The 23647-nt window shown below is 70.4% G+C and carries 17 protein-coding genes; 8 read left to right on the top strand and 9 right to left on the bottom strand.

Annotation, left to right across the window (positions count from 1 at the left end; all coding sequences use genetic code 11):
* Positions 1 to 145 precede the first annotated feature (145 nt).
* Positions 146 to 1189: a non-homologous end-joining DNA ligase gene (gene ligD / locus ACH3VR_RS09265; RefSeq protein WP_396640498.1), complete on the top strand. Its 1044-nt coding sequence runs from the start codon at positions 146 to 148 to the stop codon at positions 1187 to 1189.
* A gap of 9 nt (positions 1190 to 1198) precedes the next feature.
* On the opposite strand, the gene ACH3VR_RS09270 is transcribed toward ligD, so the two are convergent.
* A complete protein-coding gene (locus ACH3VR_RS09270; protein ID WP_396640499.1) occupies positions 1199 to 2305 on the bottom strand; it encodes a serine hydrolase domain-containing protein in 1107 nt (368 codons plus the stop codon).
* Positions 2306 to 2381: 76 nt separating this feature from the next.
* The gene (locus tag ACH3VR_RS09275) at positions 2382 to 3428 is read right to left on the bottom strand and encodes an ATP-dependent DNA ligase (RefSeq protein WP_396640500.1); all 1047 of its coding nucleotides are present in this window, start codon (positions 3426 to 3428) and stop codon (positions 2382 to 2384) included.
* A 112-nt stretch (positions 3429 to 3540) separates the two neighbouring features.
* On the opposite strand from ACH3VR_RS09275, the gene ACH3VR_RS09280 reads away from it, so the two are divergent.
* The 3 genes from ACH3VR_RS09280 (at position 3541) to ACH3VR_RS09290 (ending at position 5970) form a co-directional block, all read left to right on the top strand.
* Positions 3541 to 5121, top strand: coding sequence for an aspartate:alanine exchanger family transporter (locus tag ACH3VR_RS09280; protein ID WP_396640501.1), 1581 nt, complete (start codon positions 3541 to 3543; stop codon positions 5119 to 5121).
* Between the two features lie 179 nt (positions 5122 to 5300).
* Positions 5301 to 5816, top strand: coding sequence for a DUF6325 family protein (locus ACH3VR_RS09285; protein ID WP_396640502.1), 516 nt, complete (start codon positions 5301 to 5303; stop codon positions 5814 to 5816).
* Position 5817: 1 nt separating this feature from the next.
* Entirely contained in the window at positions 5818 to 5970 is a 153-nt protein-coding gene (locus ACH3VR_RS09290) for a hypothetical protein (RefSeq protein ID WP_396640503.1), read from the top strand.
* Positions 5971 to 6037: 67 nt separating this feature from the next.
* On the opposite strand, the gene ACH3VR_RS09295 is transcribed toward ACH3VR_RS09290, so the two are convergent.
* The 5 genes from ACH3VR_RS09295 to ACH3VR_RS09315 all read right to left on the bottom strand — a co-directional run bounded on the left by ACH3VR_RS09295 (position 6038) and on the right by ACH3VR_RS09315 (position 14610).
* Positions 6038 to 7495, bottom strand: coding sequence for a hypothetical protein (locus tag ACH3VR_RS09295; RefSeq protein WP_396640504.1), 1458 nt, complete (start codon positions 7493 to 7495; stop codon positions 6038 to 6040).
* Between the two features lie 117 nt (positions 7496 to 7612).
* Positions 7613 to 9523 (bottom strand): hypothetical protein, encoded by a 1911-nt coding sequence (locus tag ACH3VR_RS09300; RefSeq protein WP_396640505.1) that lies wholly within the window; start codon positions 9521 to 9523, stop codon positions 7613 to 7615.
* Between the two features lie 123 nt (positions 9524 to 9646).
* Entirely contained in the window at positions 9647 to 10903 is a 1257-nt protein-coding gene (locus ACH3VR_RS09305; RefSeq protein ID WP_396640506.1) for an acyl-CoA dehydrogenase family protein, read from the bottom strand.
* A gap of 236 nt (positions 10904 to 11139) precedes the next feature.
* Complete coding sequence (locus ACH3VR_RS09310; RefSeq protein WP_396640507.1) at positions 11140 to 13872, bottom strand: cation-translocating P-type ATPase; 2733 nt, start codon at positions 13870 to 13872, stop codon at positions 11140 to 11142.
* 66 nt (positions 13873 to 13938) lie between these two features.
* Positions 13939 to 14610: a TetR/AcrR family transcriptional regulator gene (locus tag ACH3VR_RS09315; RefSeq protein ID WP_396640508.1), complete on the bottom strand. Its 672-nt coding sequence runs from the start codon at positions 14608 to 14610 to the stop codon at positions 13939 to 13941.
* A 183-nt stretch (positions 14611 to 14793) separates the two neighbouring features.
* On the opposite strand from ACH3VR_RS09315, the gene sucC reads away from it, so the two are divergent.
* Positions 14794 to 15957, top strand: coding sequence for an ADP-forming succinate--CoA ligase subunit beta (gene sucC / locus ACH3VR_RS09320; protein WP_396640509.1), 1164 nt, complete (start codon positions 14794 to 14796; stop codon positions 15955 to 15957).
* 42 nt (positions 15958 to 15999) lie between these two features.
* The gene (sucD, locus tag ACH3VR_RS09325) at positions 16000 to 16902 is read left to right on the top strand and encodes a succinate--CoA ligase subunit alpha (protein ID WP_396640510.1); all 903 of its coding nucleotides are present in this window, start codon (positions 16000 to 16002) and stop codon (positions 16900 to 16902) included.
* Between the two features lie 45 nt (positions 16903 to 16947).
* On the opposite strand, the gene ACH3VR_RS09330 is transcribed toward sucD, so the two are convergent.
* On the bottom strand, positions 16948 to 19527 hold the full coding sequence (locus tag ACH3VR_RS09330) for a hypothetical protein (RefSeq protein WP_396640511.1): 2580 nt from the start codon (positions 19525 to 19527) through the stop codon (positions 16948 to 16950).
* A gap of 94 nt (positions 19528 to 19621) precedes the next feature.
* Positions 19622 to 21088, bottom strand: coding sequence for an NCS2 family permease (locus ACH3VR_RS09335; RefSeq protein ID WP_396640512.1), 1467 nt, complete (start codon positions 21086 to 21088; stop codon positions 19622 to 19624).
* A gap of 114 nt (positions 21089 to 21202) precedes the next feature.
* Here ACH3VR_RS09335 and ACH3VR_RS09340 point away from each other — a divergent pair, with 114 nt between their 5' ends.
* Together ACH3VR_RS09340 and purN are read left to right on the top strand one after the other, a co-directional pair.
* Positions 21203 to 22978 carry a cell division protein PerM gene (locus tag ACH3VR_RS09340; RefSeq protein WP_396640513.1) on the top strand — a complete coding sequence of 592 codons (1776 nt, stop codon included), beginning with the start codon at positions 21203 to 21205 and terminating at the stop codon, positions 22976 to 22978.
* 4 nt (positions 22979 to 22982) lie between these two features.
* Positions 22983 to 23591 (top strand): phosphoribosylglycinamide formyltransferase, encoded by a 609-nt coding sequence (purN, locus tag ACH3VR_RS09345; protein WP_396640514.1) that lies wholly within the window; start codon positions 22983 to 22985, stop codon positions 23589 to 23591.
* Positions 23592 to 23647: the final 56 nt, after the last annotated feature.

Below are 23647 nucleotides of genomic sequence, written 5' to 3' on the forward strand. Positions count from 1 at the left end.
CGCCAGGCCCGGGCCGCATCTCGGCTGCGTGGGGCGGGAGCAGCCTCGAAGTCACCCCTGAGGCGACCCGAGCCGGAGCCAGCCGAGATCCGGCACACGCGCACGCCCGTGACGGACATCGGGGCCAGCCCCTAGGGTCGGAACCATGGCGTCCCCACGCATCACCCTGACCGTGCCCGGGCCGGACGGCGACCGCGAGGTCGGCATCTCCAACCCCGACCGCGTGCTCTGGCCGGAGCTCGGAATCACGAAGCAGGAGCTCGCCGAGTACCTCGTCACCGTGGCCGAGCCCTTCCTCGCGGCGAACGGCCATCGGCCGGTCTCGCTCGAGCGCTTCCCCGAAGGCATCGACGGCGAGCGCTTCTACTCGAAGAATCCGCCCAAGGGCGCTCCCTCGTTCGTCGAGGCGCAGACCGTCACGTACAACAGCGGGCGGCGGCATCCGCAGATCGTCTTCACGGAGATCGCGGCGGCGGTGTGGGCGGCGCAGATGAACACCGTCGTGTTCCACCCGTGGGCGTCGCTCACCTCGAACACCGACAACCCCGTCGAGCTGCGCATCGACCTCGATCCGCAGCCGGGGACCGATTTCCAGGATGCCGCGGCCGTCGCCCCTGCCCTGCGCGAGGTGCTCGCGGAGGCCGGTCTCACGGCCTTCATCAAGACGAGCGGCAATCGCGGCCTCCACGTGTTCTGCCCCATCGAGCCGGAGTGGGAGTTCCTCGACGTGCGGCATGCCGTGATCGCGGCGGGGCGCGAGCTCGAGCGCCGCCTGCCCGAGAAGGTCACGATGAACTGGTGGAAGGAGGAGCGGGGCGAGCGCATCTTCGTCGACTTCAACCAGGCCAACCGCGACCGCACGATGGCCGGCGCCTACAGTCCGCGGGCCCTTCCCGCTGCGACGGTGTCGACGCCACTCGCGTGGGACGAGCTCGAGGCGGGGGTCGATCCCGGCGCGTTCACGGTGCGCTCGATTCCGCAGCGGCTCAGCGAGCGGGGCGATCCGTGGGCGACGCTGCTGGACAGCCCCGGCCGCATCGAGACGCTGCTCGAATGGTGGCAGCGCGACCTCGACAACGGCCTCGGCGAGCTGCCGTTCCCGCCCGACTTTCCGAAGATGCCGGGCGAGCCGCCCCGTGTGCAGCCGAGCCGCAAGAACGAGGCCAACTGGCCGAAGGACGAGGGCTGATCGCGCGGGTCAGCCTGGCAGGTCTTCCAGGAGCGTCTGCGCGAGCGCCAGCGCCTGGGCGCTCGGCAGGCCCGACGAACCGAGCGCCTCGGTCGCGATCACCGCGACGGCGTCTTTCCGGCGGTCGACCAGGATCACGGTGCCGCCGTCGTCGAGCGCGGCGAACTGGCCTCTCGCCGCATCGACCCACCACTGGTAGCCGAACGACATCGAGCCGTACATCGTCGTCCTCGCCTGAGACGAGGTGGCCGCTTCCACCCAGGATGTGGAGACGACGTCCAGACCCCGCCAGTCGCCGTCGTCGAGGAACAGCTGACCGAGGTGCATGAGCTCGGCCGGGCGCAATCGGAGCTGATCGTTCCCGACATTGATCCCCTGGGGATCGGCAGGCCATGCGGGGGCCTCCGCGGCCTGGTCCCGGCGCGAGATCGTGGCGGCGTCCACGCCGAGGCGCTCGGTGGGCGCCGGGACGGAATCGATCTCGAGCGGCTCGAACAGCGTCTCGCGGGCGAAGGCCAGAGGCGACATCCCCGTCGCCTCGGCCACGACAGCGGCGAGGATGTGCGCGCCGTGACTACTCGGCCGGAATGAACCCATTCCCCGCCCCTCCGCCGCGCGCGCCTCGAGGATCGCCGCGACCCAGTCCGTCGTGACGCCGCGAGCGATCACTGCCGGATCGTCCACGAAGTTCGCCGTGTCGGTCAAGACGGCGCTGAGCCGGATGCGTGCGGTGTCCGCATTGAGGTACGCGGAGTAATCGGGCAGCAGCTCACCGAGCGTCGCGTCGACGCCCGGGACCAATCCGCGGTCGATCGCGATGCCGACGAGAGTCGAAGTGACGCTCTTCGTGACCGACTGCACGTCCCAGGCGTCTTCCGGCGTCGAGGAGAAGTACTGCGCGAGCACAGGGGTTCCGTGTTGGTCGATGAGCACGGCACGCAGCGACTCCGGCACCTCGACGGCGCTCAGCCTGCCGTCGAGATCGGCCTGGACGAGTTCGGCCGGCGAGGGCCGCGCGGAGGGCGGAGCGGTGCAGCCCACCACCGCGCAGACGCACACGACGGCCACACACGCGTCGACGAGGCGCGGCACAGCATGACGAGTAAGGCGGGCCATCGGATGCCTCCGTCGGGTATGGCCGTGCGCGCAATGTACACCCGTGCCGTCCCGTCGGCCAGGGGTGAGGCGACCGTCAGTCCAGGACGTCGCCGAGGTCGTAGGCCGAGATCGTCTCGAGCTGCTCGTAGGTGCACGAGCGCGGGTCGCGGTCGGGGCGCCAGCGCTCGAACTGCACGGTGTGGCGGAAGCGCCAGCCCTCCAGTTGGTCGTAGCGGACCTCGAGCACACGCTCGGGACGCAGGTGCACGAACGAGGAGTCGCGCCCGGCGGCGGAGAATCGGGACTTCTCGCCCTCGCCCTTGACGGCGTTGCCCTCGGCGTCGCGCTCGATGAGCGGGTCGAGCTCGTCGATCAGCTCGAGGCGGCGCTTGTCGCTCCACGCGGCGACCCCGCCTACGGGATAGAGCGTGCCGTCGCTCGAATACAGCCCGACCAGCAGCGAGCCGACGCCGCGACGCGACTTGTGGACGCGGTACCCCAGCGCCACGACGTCAGCCGTGCGCGCGTGCTTGATCTTGAACATCGTGCGCTTGTTCGGGGCGTACGGCTGGGCGAGCGGTTTCGCGACGACGCCGTCGAGCCCCGCTCCCTCGAACTCCGCCAGCCACCGGCGGGCGAGCTCGGGGTCGAGCGTCGTGCGCGTCACGTGCACGGGATCGGGCACCGAGCGGAGGAGGTCGACGAGCTCGGCGCGGCGAGTGGCGAACGGCTCATCCTGCAGATCGCGGTCGCTGCGCGCGAGCAGGTCGAAGGCGATGAACATGGCCGGCGTCTTCTCGGCGAGCATGCCGACACGGGATGCCGCGGGGTGGATGCGCTGCGAAAGCGACTCCCAGTCGAGCCGCTGGGCGCCGGGGTCACCCTTCGGCACGACGACCTCGCCGTCGATGAGGCAGGGCTCGGGAAGCAGCCGGGCGAACGCTTCGACGAGCTCGGGGAAATAGCGCGTGAGCGGCTTCGCCCCGCGCGACCCGATCTCGACCGACTCGCCGTCCCACGACACGAGGGCGCGGAACCCGTCCCACTTGGGCTCGTAGCTGAGACCGCCGGCGACGGCATCCTGTTCCGGAACCGCCGGAACGGACTTGGCGAGCATCGGCGCGGGGATCTCGTGCGGCATGGCTCCATCCTGCCGCGCGCGTCGGACACGGGACAGACGCACGTGGCCGTGGCGCGCAGGCGTCGACGACGGCAGACTCGGAACCGGCGTGGCGCACCGAAAGGAGCAGCGCATGGACATCGTCTTCGGCTTCCTCTCCGCACAGCCCGTGATCGTCGTCTTCCTCCTCGTCGGGCTCGGTGCGGCACTCGGCCGCATCCGGATCGCCGGGGTGTCGCTAGGCGCGGTCGCCGTGCTGTTCACCGCCATGGCGCTCACGGCCTGGAGCGTCGCGGTGGGCGAGCCCATCGCGATCCCGCCCTACATCGGCGACGTCGGGCTGGTGGTGTTCGCTTTCTGCACAGGCATCATCGCGGGGCCTGGCTTCTTCAACGCCATCAAGACGGCGTATCCCCTCATGATCGCGGTCACGGTCATGCTCGCGCTCGCGGCATTCACCGCTCTCGGACTGGGCAAGTGGGTGAACCTGACACCCGTCACGATCGCGGGCCTGTTCGCCGGCGCGGTGACCAACACGCCTGCGCTCGCCGCGACCGGCGGCAGCGCGGAGGCGACGGTCGGCTATGCGAGCACCTATCCGTTCGCGATCGTCGCCGCGATGACGGCGGTCGCGCTCGCGCTGCGCAGCCGCGCGAAAGACACCGATGCGCCTGCGCCGATCGTCGACAAGCCGATCAGGGTCGACACGACCTCGGTGCGAAAGGTGACCGACATCGCCGAGCAGCACGGCAACCGCGTGACCTTCTCGCGCCGTCGCCCCGGCGAGGGCGGCCCGATGGAGGCGATCGGCCCCGATACGACCATCTCCGCGGGAGACGTCGTCAACGTCGTCGGCCCGAGCGACGAGGTCGACGCGATCGCCGTCGAGCTGGGACACACGTCGTCGCTCGACATCACGCGTGATCGGAGCCGTCTGGACTTCCGGCGCATCATCCTGTCCGAGTCGAAGCTCGCGGGGCGCACGGTCGGAAGTCTGAAGCTGCAATCGCGGTTCGGCGCCAACATCGTGCGGGTCCGGCGGGGCGACGTGGAGTTCGTCGCGAGCCCGCAGTTCGTCGTGCAGCTCGGCGACCGCCTCCGAGTCGTCGGACCGACGGACACGATGCCTCAGGTGACGGAGTTCCTCGGCGACTCCGAGCGCGGGATGGCCGACCTCAACCCGGCCGCTTTCGGCATCGGGATCACGGTCGGGCTCCTGCTCGGCGCGATCCAGATCCCGCTGCCCGGCGGCGCGCACTTCAGCCTCGGGTTCGCGGCGGGCGCCCTCATCATCGGGCTCGTGATGGGCAGGGTCGGGCGCATCGGCCCCGTCGTAACGGCGCTTCCGAACACCGCGGCGACCGTGCTTGCCGAGTTCGGGCTGCTCGTGTTCCTCGCGTACGCGGGCGCCAACGCGGGTTCGCTGATCGTCCCCGCGATCGCCTCTGGCGAAGTCTTCACGCTCGCCGGCATCGGCGTCGTCGTCACGCTCGTCGCGACGTTCGGCACCTTCCTCGCCGTCAAGTTCATCCTGCGATCGGGCGCGACGCGCCTTTCGGGAGTCGTCGGGGGAGCGCAGACGAACCCCGCCATCCTCGGCTTCGCGAACCTGCGCACGGGATACGACGTTCGCGTCGCGCTCGGCTACAGCCTCGTCTACCCCGCGGCCATGGTCGTCAAGATCCTGCTGGCGCAGCTCATCGTCGTCGTCTGAGTCGGCACGCGGCGGTGCGGCAGGCGGATGGGATGCCCCGCCCGGACCGCGTGCGGACCGGGACGCCTCACCCGCAGCCGTGGCTCATCCGTTGTGGGCGAGACGCGGTCGGGTACGCCCACGAGCGCAGAAGACTCGGTGGGGCGACCGCTCGGGTCGCGGACAGGAGGGGGACGAACGTGCCCGACCAAGAAGACATCGTCACCGACAAGGAGCTCGCGCAGGACGAGGCGATCATCGACGCCGAGGCGCTCATCGGCGCGCTCGAAGACGACGAGCTGGGCCCGATCGACTACATCGTCGTCGAGTTCCCGGCGGGCGAGAGCAACCTGAACGGCGAGGCGCTCGCCGAGCTCGCGGCACTCGTCGAAGCGGGCACGATCCGCGTGCTCGACTTCGTGCTCGTGCACAAGAACGAGGACGAGTCGATCGACGTCGTGGAGATCGAGGACCTCGACGACCTCGGGCCCCTCGGCACCATCGCGGCATCGCTCGCCGAGGTGCTCGCCGAGGACGACCTCGTCCACATCTCCGCCGCGATGGAGCCCGGCAGCACCGCCGGCATCCTCGTGTGGGAGAACACCTGGGCCGCTCCCTTCGCCGTCGCGGTCCGCCGCAACGGCGGTCAGCTCATCGCGAGCGACCGCATCCCCACCCAGGCGCTCATCGCCTCGATGACATCAGAAGGAGAGTGACATGCCCATCGGAGTCGGACGCGTCGGACGCGTCGGAATGATCGGACGCCCCGTCGCGCGCACGGCGGCCGTCGTCGGCACCGCCAAGGTCGTCTCGAACGGCGTCGACCGTCGCCAGGACCGCCGCGAGGACCGTCGCGACCGTCGCTTCTGAGCCCACTGCGAACAGCGGCCGTCTGCGCGTGCACCCGCGCAGACGGCCGCTGCCGTTTCAGGGCTCGCTATCCGGTCGCAGCGGTGAACTCGACCGATGAGAGCGCATCGAGGAGGGCTTGCGTGCTCTCGCTCCCGTAGTCGTCGAAGTTCAGGATCCACTCGTCGTCATCACCCGCGTGCGCGAACAGCTCGAACCGCGGATAGACCGTGCCTGAGTCCGACGTCCACGTGTAATGGATGACGGCCGCATCGGTCGCTCCCGGAACGTCGTGGTCGTCGACGGATTCCACCACGTAGTCGCTGTCGCGGAGGTAGGCCAGTTCCGCCTCGAGCGCTTCGGGGAAGGGCGAGATCGCGGAGTAGCGATGGGCGTCGATGTAGGCCCCGTCGGTGCAGCTGCCGGCCGTGAGCTCGGGGCCCGGCACGGCATCCATCCCCACGGCCGCGTCCCAGTCGTCGGGGAGGTCGATTGCGAGCCCGTCGACGGTGGCATGCCTGTCGACGTACGGCATGGCGACCGCGGCACGATCGAGGACGAGCGAACTGTAGACCTGGGCCGCGGTGTCGGCGTCGACGCCCTCGCCGCCCACGATCGCCTCGAAGACGGTGCCGCCGCAGAAAGCGTCGATGCCGAACGGGTGCAGGGTCGCTCCGGCGATCGCATCCCCGCTCCATTCCTCCACGACGTCGTCGCCGCCGAACAGCCAGGGACTCTCGCCGGCGACGGGGTCGGGGAACGCGCCGAGCGTGCCGGCGGCCCATTCCCGCATCGCGGCCGTGAGGTAGGGCTCCACCAGGTCGTCGGGGACCGCACCTTCCACTCGCCGCAGCCAGAGTCCTGACGTCTCGTCCGGCCCGACGTGCCACTGCATCTCGGACGGCGTCGGCCATGTCCGCCATCCATCCGGAACCGCGGCGCTGACCCCGACGAGAGCGGACACCACGCGGCTGAGCGGCCCGACGTCGTCGTCGGCCGCGACGAACGACTGCCGCGAACCGCCGATGTAGACGTCGGCGCGCAACTCGTATCCGGAAGTCGGGCCCCATGTCCCGAAGGGCTGATTGAGGTGATCGCCCACCTCGATCGTCGACCACGTCGGGCCGGGAAGCACCGCCCACTGCTCGTCGTCGGCGTGCCGCGCGTACCAGATGATGCGCACGGGGGTCGACGACAGTTCCTCGTCACCGAGCTGAAGCTCCAGCGGGAACACGTCGAGCGTGAGTCGTCCGGGTTCGTCTGCCGTCTCCTCGTCGTCTGCGGCGCCGAGCACGATCGCCCTCAGCGTGTCGACGCTGTCGCTGTCGTCGAACAGCTCGAGGTCGGTCAACGCCGCCATGCGCAGGGAATCGATGTCCGAGGGCTCCGGGATGCCGCCGCCCGGGCACGCGGCGTCAGGCTCCAGGCAGCGCACGGCCTCCTCGTACGACTGGCGAGCGGCATCCCATCCCGCCGTGGGATGTGCGGAGTCGAGCTCGGCGAGCGCCAGTTGCGCGAGGGCGCGGTTGAACCGGAGATAGTGCACCGTGCGCGACGCGTCCTCGCTGAGACGCTCGAACTGGGCGATCGCGGCCTCCGTGTCGTGGAGGCCCGCTTCGATCCTCTGGGCATCGTCCTCACGGATGCCGGCGAGGATGCGATACTACCCGAGATTGCCTGTCAGCGTCGGCGACCCCGGACCGAGTGCGACCGCGTGCTCGAGGTCGCCGATGACGGCGTCGAGGTCGACGTCGGCCGGAGTGGCGGTCAGACCGAACGGATCGTCGCGGCAGTCCCGCGAATACGCGAGAGCCTCATAGGCCGGTCCGTACGAAGGAATGATCTCCAGCGCGTGCCGTATGCCGTCCGCCGACCCGCACGGCCGATCCCAGCCGTCCGCGAACGCGGTGGCGAAGTCCTTGACGTCGTCCGGTGAGGCGCCGCGGCCCTGGCGCACGATGTCCGGCACCGTGAACAGCATCATGGTCACGGCGACGAGGGCGCTCGCGCCGCCGACTCCGAGGAGCACCCACGCACTGCTGCGAGACCGGTCGCCTTCCCCCGCGAGTGCGACGATGAAGGCAGACAGCCCCAGCAGCACGAGGCACACCGTGAAGACGGAGCCGTCCGCGGCCCAGGCGCGAGCTTCGTCTCTGGTCATCATCGCGTCGACGTCGCAGATGCGCGAGGGCTGCTGCCCGGCCCACACGAAGTCGGACAGCGCCGAGGGGTCGTCGACGACCTGATGGTACAGATCCCACGAGGACGGCGCCTGTTCCTCTGTCCGCGCTGCGCAGACGTCCTCGGTGCGCTCGCGCAGCAGGGCTCGCGTCTCGACGCGCACGCCGTCCTCGAGCTGCTGGATCCGTGAGCTGACATCGGAGATCCGGGCGTCGATCTGCTCGGCCGTCTCCGCCCCGTCCTGCCCCTCGGTCGCCCGAAGCTGCGCGATGCCCTCGCCGTCCAGCCGCGCCATCGTGGCGACGTCCGCGAGGTCGCGCATCGCCTCCTGCCGAGCCGATGACTGCAGCAGATCCGCCGCCGTGGCGGCGGCGTCGGCGCGGGCGTTCGCCTCTCGCTCCTGGACGCCGAGGTAGGAGAAGCCCAGTGCGGCGATAGTGAACAGAACGAGCACGCCTGCGCCTGCGAGCTGGGCGATGCGACCGATGCGGGGAGAGACGGGCTGTGGTGGGCGAGGCTCGCGGCGCATCGCCCGCCAGAGTCCGACCACGAGCAGCAGGGCGGCGACGGCGAGCACGGTGAGTGTGAGCTCCGTGTCGACGGATGCCGTGGCCAGGAGTGCACCGCCACCGAGGAGCGCGGCAGGCCACAGGATCGCGAGGGTCCCGGCGGTCGCGCCGACGCGTCCGTCATCTCGGATCGCCCGATGCCGTCGCGAGCGCAGCACCTCGATGGCGATGAGCACCGCCACCGCGAACGCGAAAAGCGCCCCCGAGACCATGAGACGCACCTCGGCCCCGCCGAGGATGCCCGCCTGCGTGACGAGCGCTCCCGGCGCGGCGGGGGCTGCGGCGCGACTCGACGTCGAGTCCCGCATGCTCGCGACCGCGTTCGCGACGGAGTACTCCGGGGTCTCTTCGCAGTCACCGGAGTAGTCGCCCTGCAGCAGCGACACGAACCTCGAACCGAGGAGGTTCGAGGTCACGAGGCTCTCGATGTCGGAGTCATACGCCAGCACGCCCACCCACGCCGCGTCCTCGCGCACCTTCGCCTCGCAGTAGAGCGCGAGGACACGGAGGTCATTGTCGATGAGGCTCTGCAGCTGCGCACTCTGCCGGTTCGCGGCGGCGTCGCCCGTCCGTGCGTCGTTGAAGAGGCTGCGCGCGTCGTCGGCGGCGCGGGTCGCCTGATACACGGCGTAGGCGCTCAGCGACATCGCCACCGCGATGAGAAGGACGACGACGGCATCCTTCGCGGTCAGCGCGACGAGAAAACGGAGAAGGTTTCGGCGTCGCTTTCCCGGCGCGGGCGGGGTCGGGGGCACCACTGGCGGCGCCGGCGGAACCCACTCCGGAGGGCGCGGCGGCACAGCGGCGGCGGAGTCCGCGCTCATCGCCGTCGGTCCCTGCTCGATCCCCACATCACGAGCACCCCCATCATCGGAGGACCACGTCGGTGACGTTACGAGCAGGATGGACCCGGTTGCGGGCCGGGCGCAAGGCCGCGTGTGCGGCGGTTACGCGAAGGCGCTCATGCCCGTGATGTCGCGGCCGATGAGGAGGGCCTGAATCGACTCGGTGCCTTCGTAGGTGTGGATCGCCTCGATGTCGGCCATGTGCTGCATGACGCGGTTCTCGATCAGGATGCCGTTGCCGCCGAGCAGGTCGCGCGCCGTCGCGGCGATGCGGCGTGCGGCGCGGGTGTTGTGGTACTTGGCGAGCGACGCCTGCGTCGGGCGGAGGCCGCCGGACAGCTCGAGATCGGCCAGGTGCCGGCAGTACAGCTGCATGCCGGTGAGCTCCTCGAGCATCTGCGCGAGCCGCTCTTGCACCATCTGGAACTTCGCGAGGGGCTTCCCGAACTGCACCCGCTGCTGCGCGTAGCTCAGAGCCGCCTCGTAGCAGGCGGTCGCGTGACCGAGCGCCGACCATGCGACCCCCGAACGGGTGGAGTACAGGACGGTCGAGGCATCCTTGAAGCTCCTGGCTCCCGGCAGCACCGCGTCGCCCGGCACCCGCACGCCGTCGAGGACGATATGCGCCTGATGGATGCCGCGCAGCGACGCCTTGCCCGTGATGACGGTGCCCGTGTAGCCCGGCGTGCTCTGCTCGACGAGGAAGCAGCGGACGGCGCCGTGGTCGTCGTCGGTCGGAGCGTCGACACGGGCCCACACGAACGTCACTCCGCCCGACGCGCCGTTGCCGATCCACTTCTTCGCGCCGTCGAGCACCCAGCCCGCCTGCCCTGAGCCTGTCGAAGGGGCGCCGACACGGCGCGCCACCGTCTCGAGCGAGACGGAGTCGGATCCGTGGTCGGGTTCGGTGAGGGCGAAAGCGGCCGGCACCTCGAGGCGCGCGATCGGGCCGAGCCAGCGGGCCTGCTGCTCGGGGCTGCCGAAGAGCGCGAGGGTGCGCAGCGCGAGACCGCCCTGTACCGCGATCACGGTGCCGAGCGAGCCGTCGCCGCGCGAGACCTCCATGTTCACGAGGCCGGCCGCGAGGGGGGAGAAGCGAGTGAGGTCGGGATGCTCGATGCCGTCGTTGAGGAGGTCGAGCTCGCCGAGCCGCTGCGCGAGGTCGAGCGGGTACTCGGCGCGATCCCACGCGTCCTGCATGCGGTCGCCCACCTCGTCGACGAAGCCCTGCGCGCGCTCCCAGACGGCGCGATCGTCGCCGGGGATGTCGGCGAACACGGCGTAGTAGTCGGTGCCGAGTCGCCGCGTGACGTCGTAGCCGTCGACGCTCTGGCCCGGGCGGGTCGGGAAGTCGGACACTGTCGTGCTCCTGGGGTCGCGGGGCGGATGCCTGCGATCATACCGGAACTGAGTCTCATCATTCTCGACACTCAGTCTCAGGTGACGTGTGTGATGGCGTCCGAAACCCCATTGAACTTCAGGCTCACACAGCCGTTGGGTGGCTGTGTGAGCCCCAAGTTCAATGGGGTTCGAGGAAGGTGCGCGCCTCTGGGCGACGCACATCCTGCCTGCCGTCGCCCGCGAGGCGGGGCGGATCAGGCCTGCAGCGCCCGCTCCCTCCGCCGGATGCGCGCGCGCCGGATCCACTTCTCCAGCTCGATCGCGACGGGCACGATGAGCGCGAGGCCGAGGCACTGCAGCCACTGCGAGCCGTCGAGCGCGACGGTGCCCACGAGGTTCTGCAGGAAGCCCACCTCGACCGCCGCGATCGTGAGCACGAGCGGGATCGACAGCCACTTCACGGCCGTGACGATGGGCGCTCCGAGGCCGGAGTCGGGGTCGCGCCGCAGCACGAGGCCGCCGAAGATCGATCCCAGCGCCGCGATGACGAAGGTCATCGTGACGGGCGCGTTCGCCACCGTCGAGCTGAGCTGGTCGGGGTACAGGAGGAGCGGTAGCAGCGACGTGATGAAGATGAGTCCGCCGTAGAAGAACCACATGACGACCGCGCCGCGGTTCGCGATCGTCTTCTTCGGGTCGCGCGGCGGCTTCTGCATGATGCCGTCCTCGGCCGGATCGAGCATGATCACGATGACCGGGAAGATCGTGATGAAGAAGTTGAGGAACAGCACCATGATCGGCGTGAGCGGCACCCCGTGGTTGATGTTGAAGATGCTCGCCACGAGGAACAGCAGCACGAGCGAGAACAGCTGCGACATCTGGTACCGGACGTAGCTGACGATCTTCTCGTAGATCGACCGTCCGAGCCGCACGGCGGTGACGAGCGTGCCGAAGTTGTCGTCGACGAGGATCATCTTGCCGGCCTGCTTCGTGACCTCGCTGCCCGAGCCCATCGCGACGCCGATGTCGGCCTGCTTGAGCGCCGCAGCGTCGTTGACGGCGTCGCCGGTCATCGCGACGACGGCGCCCTCCTCCTGCATGAGGCGGGCCAGCCGCAGCTTGTCCTCGGGCGTCACGCGACCGAAGACGTGGAGGTTCGGCAGCGCCTTCTTGAGCTCGTCGTCGCTCATCGCCTGGATCTCGGCGCCGCTCGCGGCGCCCGTGCCCAGGCCGAGCTTCGCGCCGATCGCGGCGGCCGTGATGGCGTGGTCGCCGGTGATCATGCGCACTTCGATGCCCGCCTCGCGGGCGATGCGCACGGCCTCCTTCGACGACGGACGCAGCGGGTCGATGATGCCGACGAGACCCACGAACGTGAGCTGCTCGATGGCCGACATCGGGTCGGCGGGCACGGCGGTGCCCGGCGCGAACGGGCGCACCGCGAACGCGAGCACGCGCAGCCCCTGCTCCGACAGCGACCGGTTCGCCTCGAGGATCGCGTCGCGCCGCTCGGCGATCGGCACGGGTCCCGCGGGCGTGAGCGCGTTCGAGCAGCGGTCGAGCACGACATCCGGACCGCCCTTGACGAGCGCGATGAGCTGCTCGGAGCCGTCACGGGTGAGCTCGTGGAACGTCGCCATGAACTTGTACGCCGAGTCGAATGGCACCTCGGCGGCGCGCGGGTACTGCGCGCGCGTGATCTCGGCGTCTGCGCCCATCTTGGCGGCGAGCACCACGAGGGCGGCCTCGGTCGGGTCGCCGATGACGTCGCCGTCGTCCGAGACCGTCGCGTCGCTGCAGAGGGTCAGCCCGAGCGCGAGCTGCGTGAAGTCGGGGGTGGGCTCGCCCGCGACGCCGCGGATCTCGCCCGACTTCTCGTAGCCGCTGCCGCCGACCGTGTACCAGTTGCCCGCGAGGTAGAGCGACTCGACGGTCATCTCGTTCATCGTGAGCGTGCCGGTCTTGTCGGAGTTGATGGCGCTCGTCGCGCCCAGCGTCTCGACGTCGGTGAGGTTCTTGACGACCGCCTTGTGCTCGGCGAGCTGGCGCGAGCCGAACGAGAGCATCGCCTGCACGAAGGTCGGCATGCCGGTCGGGATGGCGGAGATCGCCATCGAGATGCCGAGGAGGATCACGGATGCCGCCGGCTGCTGGCGGAGGAGACCCGCGATGACGATGATGGCGACGGCACCCCACGCGATCCAGCCGAGGACGCCGGTCAGCGAGTCGAGTTCGCGCTGGAGGGGCGACTTCGAGGGCTTGACGGCCGACAGCATCGAGGCGATCTGGCCCATCTGCGTGCCCATGCCCGTGTCGGTGACGATCGCCGTCGCCGTCCCGCGCGTGACCTGTGTGTTCTGGAACACCATGTTCGCGCGATCGCCGAGGGTCGTTCCGGCGTCGTGGAGGGTCGCGGCATCCTTCGCGATCGGCGCGCTCTCACCCGTGAGCGCCGCCTCCTGCGTCTCGAGCGTCGCGGAGCGGAGGATCCGCCCGTCGGCCGGGACGATGTCGCCCGCCTCGAGCTGCATGATGTCGCCGGGCACGAGCGTCGTCGCGTCGACCTGCACGAGCGTGCCGTCGCGCAGGACGCGCGCCTGCGGGATCTGCATCTTGGCGAGGGCGTCGACGGATGCCTTGGCCTTGAGCTCCTGCTTCGTGCCGAGCACGACGTTGAGCACCACGAGGATGCCCACGAGGATGCCGACGCTCACCTGGTTGATGAAGAGGCTGATGATCGCGACCGCGACGAGCATGACGTTCATCGGGTCGGCGAGCTGCCGGAGGGCGACCTGCCACGTGGACGGGGCCGGCTCGGCAGCGATCGCGTTGGGGCCGTGCTCGGCGAGCCGGCGCGCGGCCTCGGCCTGCGTGAGGCCGCGGTCGCGGTCGCTCGTGAGGGCGCCGACGACGGCGTCGGGGTCCTGTGTGAACCAGGGGGATGCCGATGGCGTGGATGAGCTCGGCGAGGTATCGATAGCGGTCATGGCATGAAAGTACCTCCGCCGCACGCGACGACGGCGGGCACTCAGCCGTTCTGGGCGATCCTCGGGTCAGCCGAGGTGCTCGCTGAGCCGGCGTGCGACCTCCGCCGACGGCATCCGCCGCGGGAACACCGCCACGACGACGTCGTCGGGGGCGGCATCCGTCCCGTGCGGATGCACGCCGTACCGGCGCATGACGTCGTCGAGGGCTCGGCGCAACACCGAGGCCGGCACGCGCTTCGTACCGCGCAGCAGCTGGCGGAGCACGTGGTTGTGCACGGCCGTGACGAGGGCCGCGAAGCCGACGGCGTCGATCGGATCGAGCCCCGGCAGCGACTCGCGCAGATACTCGTCGAAGAGCCGCTCGTACCGGAACACCGTCACGATCTCGCGTTCGCGCAGCGCGGGGACGCCGCGGACGACGGAATACCGGCGACGGGCGAGCTCGGGGTCCGCCGTGAACTGCTTGAAGACCCACATGGATGCCTCGCACACGGCGGCCCACGGGTTGTCGTGCGGCTGGGACAGGTAGGACCGCAGCTCGTCGAGCAGGAGCTCGTGGTCGGCGAAGACGACGTCGTCCTTGCCGCCGAACTGGCGGAAGAAGGTCGACCGCGAGATACCGGCGGCCTGGGCGATCTGCTCCACCGAGGTCGCTTCGAAACCCTGCGCGGCGAACAGGTCGAGGGCGGCGGCCACGACGGCGTGGCGCGCGGCGGGTGCCGAGGCGGTGTCGCTCATGCGCCAGAGCATAATGCGGCGGTCCTGGCAATCTCAGGCGAACCGCGGCACCGATCGGCGACCGGACACGCGGCACGGACCGCTCTCCGCGCGGTAGTAGGCTGGGGGATTGGTCGATCTCTTGACATCGAGAGATCTCTCGGCCGCCTCACCCCCACATTCGCCCCAGCGGAGGAATGCACTGTGGATCTGTACGAGTACCAGGCACGCGATCTGTTCGAGAAGTACGAGGTGCCGGTACTCCCGGGCATCATCGCCGACACCCCCGAGGAGGCGAAGGCGGCGGCTGAGAAGCTCGGCGGCGTCGTCGTCGTCAAGGCCCAGGTGAAGACCGGTGGCCGCGGAAAGGCCGGCGGCGTCAAGGTCGCCAAGACGCCCGACGAGGCTTACGAGGCCGCGAAGGCCATCCTCGGCCTCGACATCAAGGGCCACGTCGTCAAGCGCGTCATGATCGCCGGCGGCGCCCGCATCGCGAAGGAGTTCTACTTCTCGGTGCTGCTCGACCGCGCCAACCGCTCGTACCTGTCGCTCGCGTCGGTCGAGGGTGGCATGGAGATCGAGCAGCTCGCCGTCGAGAAGCCCGAGGCGCTCGCCCGCATCGAGGTCGACCCGCTCGCGGGCATCGACGAGGCCAAGGCGCTCGAGATCGCGAAGGCCGCGGGCTTCGACGAGGAGCTCGCCCCCAAGGTCGCCGACGTCTTTGTCAAGCTCTTCCAGGTCTACAAGGGCGAGGACGCGACGCTCGTCGAGGTCAACCCGCTCATCCAGTCCGAAGACGGCGAGATCATCGCCCTCGACGGCAAGGTCTCGCTCGACGAGAACGCCGAGTTCCGTCACGCCGGCCACGCGCTCCTCGAGGACAAGGCCGCGGCCGATCCGCTCGAGGCGAAGGCCAAGGAGAACGACCTCAACTACGTCAAGCTCGACGGTCAGGTCGGCATCATCGGCAACGGCGCGGGCCTGGTCATGTCGACCCTCGATGTCGTCGCCTACGCGGGCGAGAAGCACGGCGGCGTCAAGCCCGCCAACTTCCTCGACATCGGCGGCGGCGCCTCCGCCGAGGTCATGGCCGCGGGCCTGGACGTCATCCTGGGCGACCCGCAGGTCAAGTCGGTCTTCGTCAACGTCTTCGGCGGCATCACAGCGTGCGACGCCGTCGCGAAGGGCATCGTGGGCGCGCTCGCCGAGCTCGGCTCGTCGGCCACGAAGCCGCTCGTCGTCCGCATCGACGGCAACCGCGTCGAAGAGGGTCGCCGCATCCTCCAAGAGGCCAACCACCCGCTCGTGACGCTCGCCGCCACGATGGACGAGGGCGCCGACAAGGCCGCCGAGCTCGCGAACGCCTGATCCTTCGACAGGCTCAGGAACCGATTTAGAGGAATCAGAAAAATGTCGATCTTCCTTGACAAGAACTCCAAGGTCATCGTCCAGGGCATCACCGGCGGCGAAGGCACCAAGCACACCGCGCTCATGCTGAAGGCCGGCACGCAGGTCGTCGGCGGCGTCAACGCGCGCAAGGCCGGCACGACCGTGCTGCACCACGACAAGAACGGCGGCGACGTCGAGCTTCCCGTGTTCGGCTCGGTCGCCGAGGCGATCGAGAAGACGGGCGCCGACGTGTCGATCGCGTTCGTCCCCGCCGCCTTCACGAAGGCCGCCATGATCGAGGCCATCGACGCCGAGATCCCGCTGCTCGTCGTCATCACCGAGGGCGTCCCGGTCGGCGACTCGGCCGAGGCGTGGGCCTACGCGAAGTCGAAGGGCAACAAGACCCGCATCATCGGCCCCAACTGCCCCGGCATCATCACGCCCGATGAGGCGCTCGTCGGCATCACGCCGGCCAACATCACGGGCAAGGGCCCCATCGGCCTCGTCTCGAAGTCGGGCACCCTGACGTACCAGATGATGTACGAGCTGCGCGACCTGGGCTTCTCGACCGCCATCGGCATCGGCGGCGACCCCATCATCGGCACGACGCACATCGACGCGCTCGCCGCGTTCGAGGCCGACCCCGAGACGAAGGCGATCGTCATGATCGGCGAGATCGGCGGCGACGCCGAGGAGCGCGCGGCCGACTTCATCAAGGCCAACGTCACCAAGCCCGTCGTGGGCTACGTGGCGGGCTTCACCGCCCCGGAGGGCAAGACGATGGGCCACGCCGGCGCGATCGTCTCCGGCTCTGCGGGTACGGCTCAGGCGAAGAAGGAGGCCCTCGAGGCCGCCGGCGTCAAGGTCGGCAAGACGCCGTCCGAGACCGCCGCTCTCATGCGCGAGATCGTGGAGTCGCTCTAAGCACTCGACGACGAGGGGGTGGATGCCGCGGCATCCACCCCCTCGTCATTTCTTGGCGCCGACCGCCGAGCTCGAGAGCACGAGCTCCTCGAGGGCTTTCGCATACGCGGGCACGCGGTAGTACTCGCCGTGCGTGCCCACCTCGACCATGTAGCCGCTCAGATCCAGCTCCTCCGCGAACCGGTCGACCTTGTTCACCCATACGCTCTCGGCCCCCTTCGCGCCTCGGAAGACGGCCGTGCGCGCCGTGCTCATCGCCGGGAAGCCTAGGAAGTCCGTGAGCCGCCACAGGTTGATCCATCGGACGCCCGTGCCGATGAGGATGGCTCCCTGCAACGAGTCGATCACGCGGGCGGGGCTGGGCGCGGGGCGGTCCTGCGCCGTGAAGTCGCCCTTCCACGGGTCGGACCCGAAGCCCGGTGGACGCGAAGGCGTCGTGCCGAGCACTTCGGGTCCGAGCAGATCGGGCAGCATGCGTCCGAAGTACGCCCGCAGCTGGACGCCGAACGTGAGCAGCGAGATGCGAGACAGCAAACCGTCGGTGGTGGACTGGCTCGCGAGCAGACCCAGCGAAGAGACGGCGAGCACGGCTCCCATGCTGTGCGCGGACAGCACGGCACGCCGGGTGGTGTCTCCCTCCAGCCAGTCGAAGAGGCGCCCCGCGATCTCGGGCACGGCCCGCTCGGCATAGCAGGGCGGGCCGAACGGGTGCCCCGTGCGCGGCAGGTAGCAGGCGATGTCCCACACGGTGCCGAGCGGTCGCTGCCCACCCGTCGCGGCGCCGCTCACGAGGAGCGCGACGAGGCCGACGCCGATCCACCCGAGAACGGGGGCGGCGATGCCCACGAACGTCTGGATCGCCTGGCTCGAGGCGTCCGTGTCGAGCCACGGCACCTTCGTGACCTCCCACAGCTCGTTGCCGTCGGTCATCCGCGTCCACTGGAGCCCGGCGGCGAGTGCGAGTGCGAGCAGGACCGAGAGGATGCCCACGATCGGCTCCGCGAGATGCCGTCGCGCCGCGCTCGTGCGCTTGGCGCGGATGCGCGCGAACATCGCGGCTGCCGACGGCGGCAGCACGCCCCCGTCCGGGATCTGGAGATCGTCGGGTTTCGCGGCCTGGCCCCATGCCGAGGCGCGCTTGGTGAGATTCCGCGGCCAGATGAGGAGGACGCCGACGATGACGGCGGTCACGAGGGCGGCGAGGAGGATCGTGGCGCCGATGGCCGAGTAGACGTCGGGGATGACCAGGGGCGTCACGGGAGCCGCGGGCGGTTCCCCGGCGGCGGGCGTCTCCGGCTTGGTCTGGACGACCTGGCTCACCCCGACGACGACGATCGAGCTGATCGCGGCGGCGAGCCCCAGCGCGAGCGTCATGATGACGAAGGGACCCGCTGAAAGCCAGGCCGTGCGCAGCATCCCGCCGAACAGCCGCCAGACGATGCCGGTCAGGGCGAGGAGCCCGCCCCAGGCGACGAGCTGGAAGAACACCGCCCCTGTGCCGGTGTCTTCGGGAACATCACCCGCCGGTGCGAAAGCGACCAGCACCAGCCCCGCCGCCGTCGCGATCGCCGTGAGCACGAGGAGCAGCCCGGAGAGGAACCGGGTCAGCTTCTGGCGCCAGTCCTCTTCGGCCGTCAGAGATCCCGTGGGAAGCACAGCGGTGAGGGCGACGTCGCAGACGAACAGGATGAGGGCTGCGATCCTCACTCCGTCCGCCCAGGCCGCGGCACCGCTGCCAGCGGTCCACAGGCCGTCCGCGGCGTGCAGGGCGAGCAGGACGGTGAGCGCCATTGCTGCGGCGACGTGCGAGCGCGCGAGGGCTCCCGTGATCCGGTTGGACCAGAAGCCCGCCTGCGCGAGCGCGGGCGTCGGGCGCGGACCCATCGTCTGCGCCGTGCCCTTCACCCCCGACAGCACGTCGTAGCGCAGCCTCGAGATCCCGGAGACGACCCACAGCACGAAGACGGCGAGCACCGGCGCGAGCGCGAAGAGCGCGATGCGCTGGCCGGCGGTCCATCCGACGAACGCCGTCATGACGCCTTGGATCGGGCCGCAGCGATCCGGGGCCACGGCGCATTGCGCCGCACCCAGGTCGAAGGCGAGCGTCGCCGCTGTGACGGTGTACATGAGCGTCAGCACGAGACTGAACAGTCGCGCGGCCCCCGCCGTCAGGGCGATCCAGATGCGCTTCGGCACGGGTGCCTGTCCGACGTCGAGCATCCGCGTCCACTGCGCGGCGTTCGCGATGCTGAACGGCAGGAGCAGGGCGTACAGCACGCGCGCGATGGCCGCGGGAATCGTCCCCGCTGCGCCGCCGCTGCCCAGATCGGGGGTCGTGCGCACCATGCCGCCCCAGGAATACGCCTCGCGAACGACGTACGGAGGAACGTAGCCGCGTTCCCCGGGCGTGCGTGCCTTGACGGCCTCCTCCGTCGGCCGCCAGAAGCTGCCGAGTTTGTCGCCGATGACCTCCTCGACCTCCTCGGGCTTCACGTCGAGGAGCGCAGCAGCCGTGGTGTTGTTGACACCGTGCACGCGCAGTTCGAGGACCTTGGGCTCGGACGACGTCGCCTTGTCCTTCCGCGCGCGCAGATCGAAGTCTGCCGAGATTCTGATGCGTGCCATTGCCGGCCCCCAGTCCGCGCCGTTGCAGATGGCCACATGCTAATGACGCCATGCAGCGGGTGGCGGTCGGCGCGCGGGCGCCCCGGTCGTCGCGTCAGCCGGCGAACGCGGCCTCGATCGGACCGCGCGCGAAGTAGACGACGAACCCTGCCGCGACGACCCACAGCAGCGGGCTGATCTCCTTCGCCTTGCCGGAGAGGGATCGGACGACGACCCACGAGATGAAGCCGGCGCCGATGCCGTTCGCGATCGAGTACGTGAACGGCATGACCGTCACCGTGAGGAAGACGGGGATGAGCACCGACAGGTCGCTCAGATCGACGTGGCGGATCTGCGACATCATCAGCGCCCCCACGATGACGAGGGCAGCGGATGCCACCTCCGACGGCACGATCGTCGTGAGGGGTGTGAGGAACATCGCAACCAGGAAGAGCAGGCCCGTCACGAGGTTCGACAGGCCCGTGCGGGCGCCTTCCCCGATGCCCGACGCCGACTCGACGAACACCGTGTTCGACGACGACGAGGTGAATCCGCCGGCGATCGCGCCGACGCCCTCCACGATGAGCGCCGAGCGCAGCCGCGGGAAGTCGCCCTTCTCGTTCGCGAGACCGGCTTCGCGGGAAAGGCCCGTCATCGTGCCCATGGCGTCGAAGAAGTTCGTGAAGACGAGCGTGAAGACGAGCATCGTGGCCGCGACGCCGCCGATGCGCCCGAAGGCGCCGAACAGATCGACCTGACCGACGAGGCTCAGGTCGGGAACGCTCACCCAGCTCGACGGCAGCGCGGGCACCGTGAGCGACCAGCCGCCGACGTTGATTTCGCCGTCCGTGCCGACCTTCGGGCCGAGGTGCCAGATCGACTCGATCACGACGGCGGCGATCGTGCCGACGACGAGGCCGATGAGCAGCGCGCCCTTGACCCGCAGCACCATGAGCACGGCGCACAGCAGCAGGGTCAGGACGAACAGGAGCGTCGGGATCGTCGCGATCGAGCCGTCCACACCGAGGCCGACGGGCGGCGAGGATGCGCCGGTCGAGCTCACGAAGCCCGCGTCGACGAAGCCGATGAAAGCGATGAACAGGCCGATGCCGACGGTGATCGCCGTCTTGAGGGCGACCGGCACGGCGTCGAAGATGAGCCGCCGCAGTCCCGTCGCCGCGAGGATAACGATGATGATGCCGTTGATCATCACGAGGCCCATCGCCTCGGGCCACGTGACCTGCCCCACGACGCTGACGGCGAGGAACGAGTTGATGCCGAGCCCCGCCGCGAAGGCGAACGGCAGCCGCGAGATGAGACCGAAGAGGATGGTCATGACACCGGCGGTGAGCGCCGTGACCGCCGCAACCTGTCCGAAGCCGAGGCTGTCTCCCGCGACGTCCGTCGCGCTCGACAGGATGATCGGATTCAGGATGACGATGTAGGCCATCGTCACGAACGTGACGACACCGCCGCGCACCTCCGTCAAGGGTGTCGATCCGCGCCTCGTGATCTCGAAGAAGCGGCCTGACGCTCCGCGCTCCTCGGCGACCTGGGTTTCGGGCGATGGTGCTGTGCTCACGGGGTGACCTCCGGCCTCGACGTTAGCGGCCGCGCGCCCGCGCAGGGTCGAAGGACCGCACGCGGGCGTGCCCGTCGGGCCGCGTGGGAGGCGCTGGGTAGGGTCGATAGCCGGATGCATCGCCTCATCGTCGCCTTCCTCGCAGCCTTCGACGCCGCCATCGCGGTAGCCGCGGGAGTCGCGGCGACCCTCGCGCCGCTGACGCTCGTGTGGGTCTTCGGGCTGGGCGACGGTGCCGACTGGGGAGCGCTCTGGCCCGCGAGCGCCGTCGTCTGGCAGTTCGGCCATCTCGTGCCCGTCGATCTGACGCTGCCCGGCGAGTACCTCGCCGCGACCGGCATGGCCGAGTCCGCCGCATCCTTCACCCTCTCGCTGGCGCCGCTCGCGTTCGCGACCTTCACGGCCGTCTTCGCCGCCCGGTCCGGGGCGCGGGCGTCGCGGGCGGATGCCTGGATCACCGGCGTGCTCACGGGCGCCGTCGTCGTGGCGGCGCTCGCGGCGCTCATCGCGCTGACGTCGCAGAACCCCGTCTCGCTGACCCACCTCTGGCAGGCGGTCCTCTTCCCGACGCTGATCTTCGTCGTGCCGGCGTTCGGGGGAGCCGTCGCGACGGAGTGGCGCGAGGCGTCGGAGGGCCTCGTGGCACGCGCGCGCGACCGCGCCGAGGCCGCGCGCGGCGGCTGGGGTGCCGTGCCGGGCATCGCGGTGCGGTCGTCGGCCGCCGCGGTCGTGGGGCTCGTCGGCGTCGGAGCGCTCGCAGTCGCGGTCGCAGTGACGCTGCGCGCCGGACAGATCGTCGCCCTGTACCAGGCGGGCAACCTCGACCTGCTCGGCGTCATCGTCATGACGCTCGCGCAGCTGGCCTACCTGCCGACCCTGGTCGTGTGGGGGATCTCCTTCGTCGCAGGTCCCGGATTCAGCCTCGGCGCGGGCACCGCGGTGTCGCCGTCGGGCACGCAGCTCGGTGTCGTGCCGGGCGTGCCCGCGCTCGGGATGATCCCCGAGTCGACCTCGACGTGGCTCCTTGTCATCGTCCTGCTGCCGATCGCCGTCGGCGCCTTCGCCGGGTGGGTCGCCCGCTCGCACCTGCTCGCCGCCGCCGGCTTCGCGCCGCGCCCTCGCGGCCGGTTCACTGCTCCCGCTGGCGGGGATGCCGCACCCACGACGCCGAGCGTGTCGCTCGACGACGTCGCCGACGAGTCGCGACGGGCCGCACTGGAGGCGCTCCTCTCGACGGGATCGGGCTCGGAGGCCGCCCCCGCGCCGGCGAACGGGACGACGGGAACCGCTCTCGCCGAGCCGAGGGACGAGCCTTCGCGCGACGTGGTGCCGCACATCGTCGAGCCCTTCCTGCCGCGCCTCGTCGTGACCGCGGCGATCGCGGTGGTCAGCGCCGCGGCGGCTGCGCTGCTCGCGCAGTTCGCGTCCGGCTCGCTCGGCCCCGGACGCCTCGCGCAGGTCGGGCCCGAGCCCGGCCCCGTCGCCCTCGCCGTCGGTCTCGAGGTGCTGGTCGGGGCGAGCATCCTGCTCCTCGCCGGCCGCCGCGACGGCGACCACGGCGCGCGCGCCCAGGACGCGGGCGTGGTCGACACCCCAGCCGCGGCCGCGACGCTGGTCGGCGTTCCCGCCGTGGCGCCGGTGGATGCCGAGGTCTCGCCGCCGATCGTCACCCCGGCGGAGCTGCTCACCCCCGAACCCGCCGCAGCGCCCGACGCATCCGAACCCGCCGCAGCGCCCGACCCCGAAGCGCCGAGCGCCGTCCCGGCCCCGGCTGTCTCCGAGCCGCCCCACGACCCGGACGCCGACACGGCGCCGATCGAGCTGCCGACGCTGCCGATCGCGCCCCTCGATCGACCGGACACGTCGGCGCGACGCCCGCCGGTAGACTAGGCCCGTGCTCACGGTCGCCGTCCTCATCTCGGGAACGGGGTCCAATCTGCGTGCTCTGCTCGACGCGGCGGCCGAGCCCGACTACCCCGCACGGATCGTGGTCGTCGGAGCCGACCGCGAGGCCGAGGGCTTTCGGCACGCCGAGGACTTCGGCATCCCCACCTTCCTCGTGCCCTGGCGCGACTTCGACACGCGCGACGAGTGGGGTGCCGAGCTCGCGACGCAGCTCGACGTCTGGCGACCCGACCTCGTCGTGCTGAGCGGCCTCATGCGGCTGCTGCCGCCCGCGGTCGTGGAGGCGCGGGCGCCGCAGATCATCAACACGCACCCGGCCTACCTCCCCGAATTCCCCGGCGCCCACGCCGTGCGCGACGCGTTGGCGGCGGGCGTCGTGCAGACCGGCGCGAGCGTCATCGTCGTCGACGACGGCGTCGACACGGGTCCCGTCGTGGCGCAGGAGCGCGTGCCCGTGCTCCCCGGCGACGACGAGCACACCCTCCACGACCGCATCAAGCCCGTCGAGCGACGGCTGCTCATCGACGTCGTCCGGCGCATCGCGACCGGCGAACTCGACCTGGCCGCCGCCGCGGCATCCGCCTCCACCCCCTCCTGACGCGGCAGGCACCTCGCGCCTGCTGAAGAAAACCTCCCGCACCACCCCGAACCGAG

This window comes from Microbacterium alkaliflavum, assembly GCF_044325405.1.
Classification (GTDB): domain Bacteria; phylum Actinomycetota; class Actinomycetes; order Actinomycetales; family Microbacteriaceae; genus Microbacterium; species Microbacterium alkaliflavum.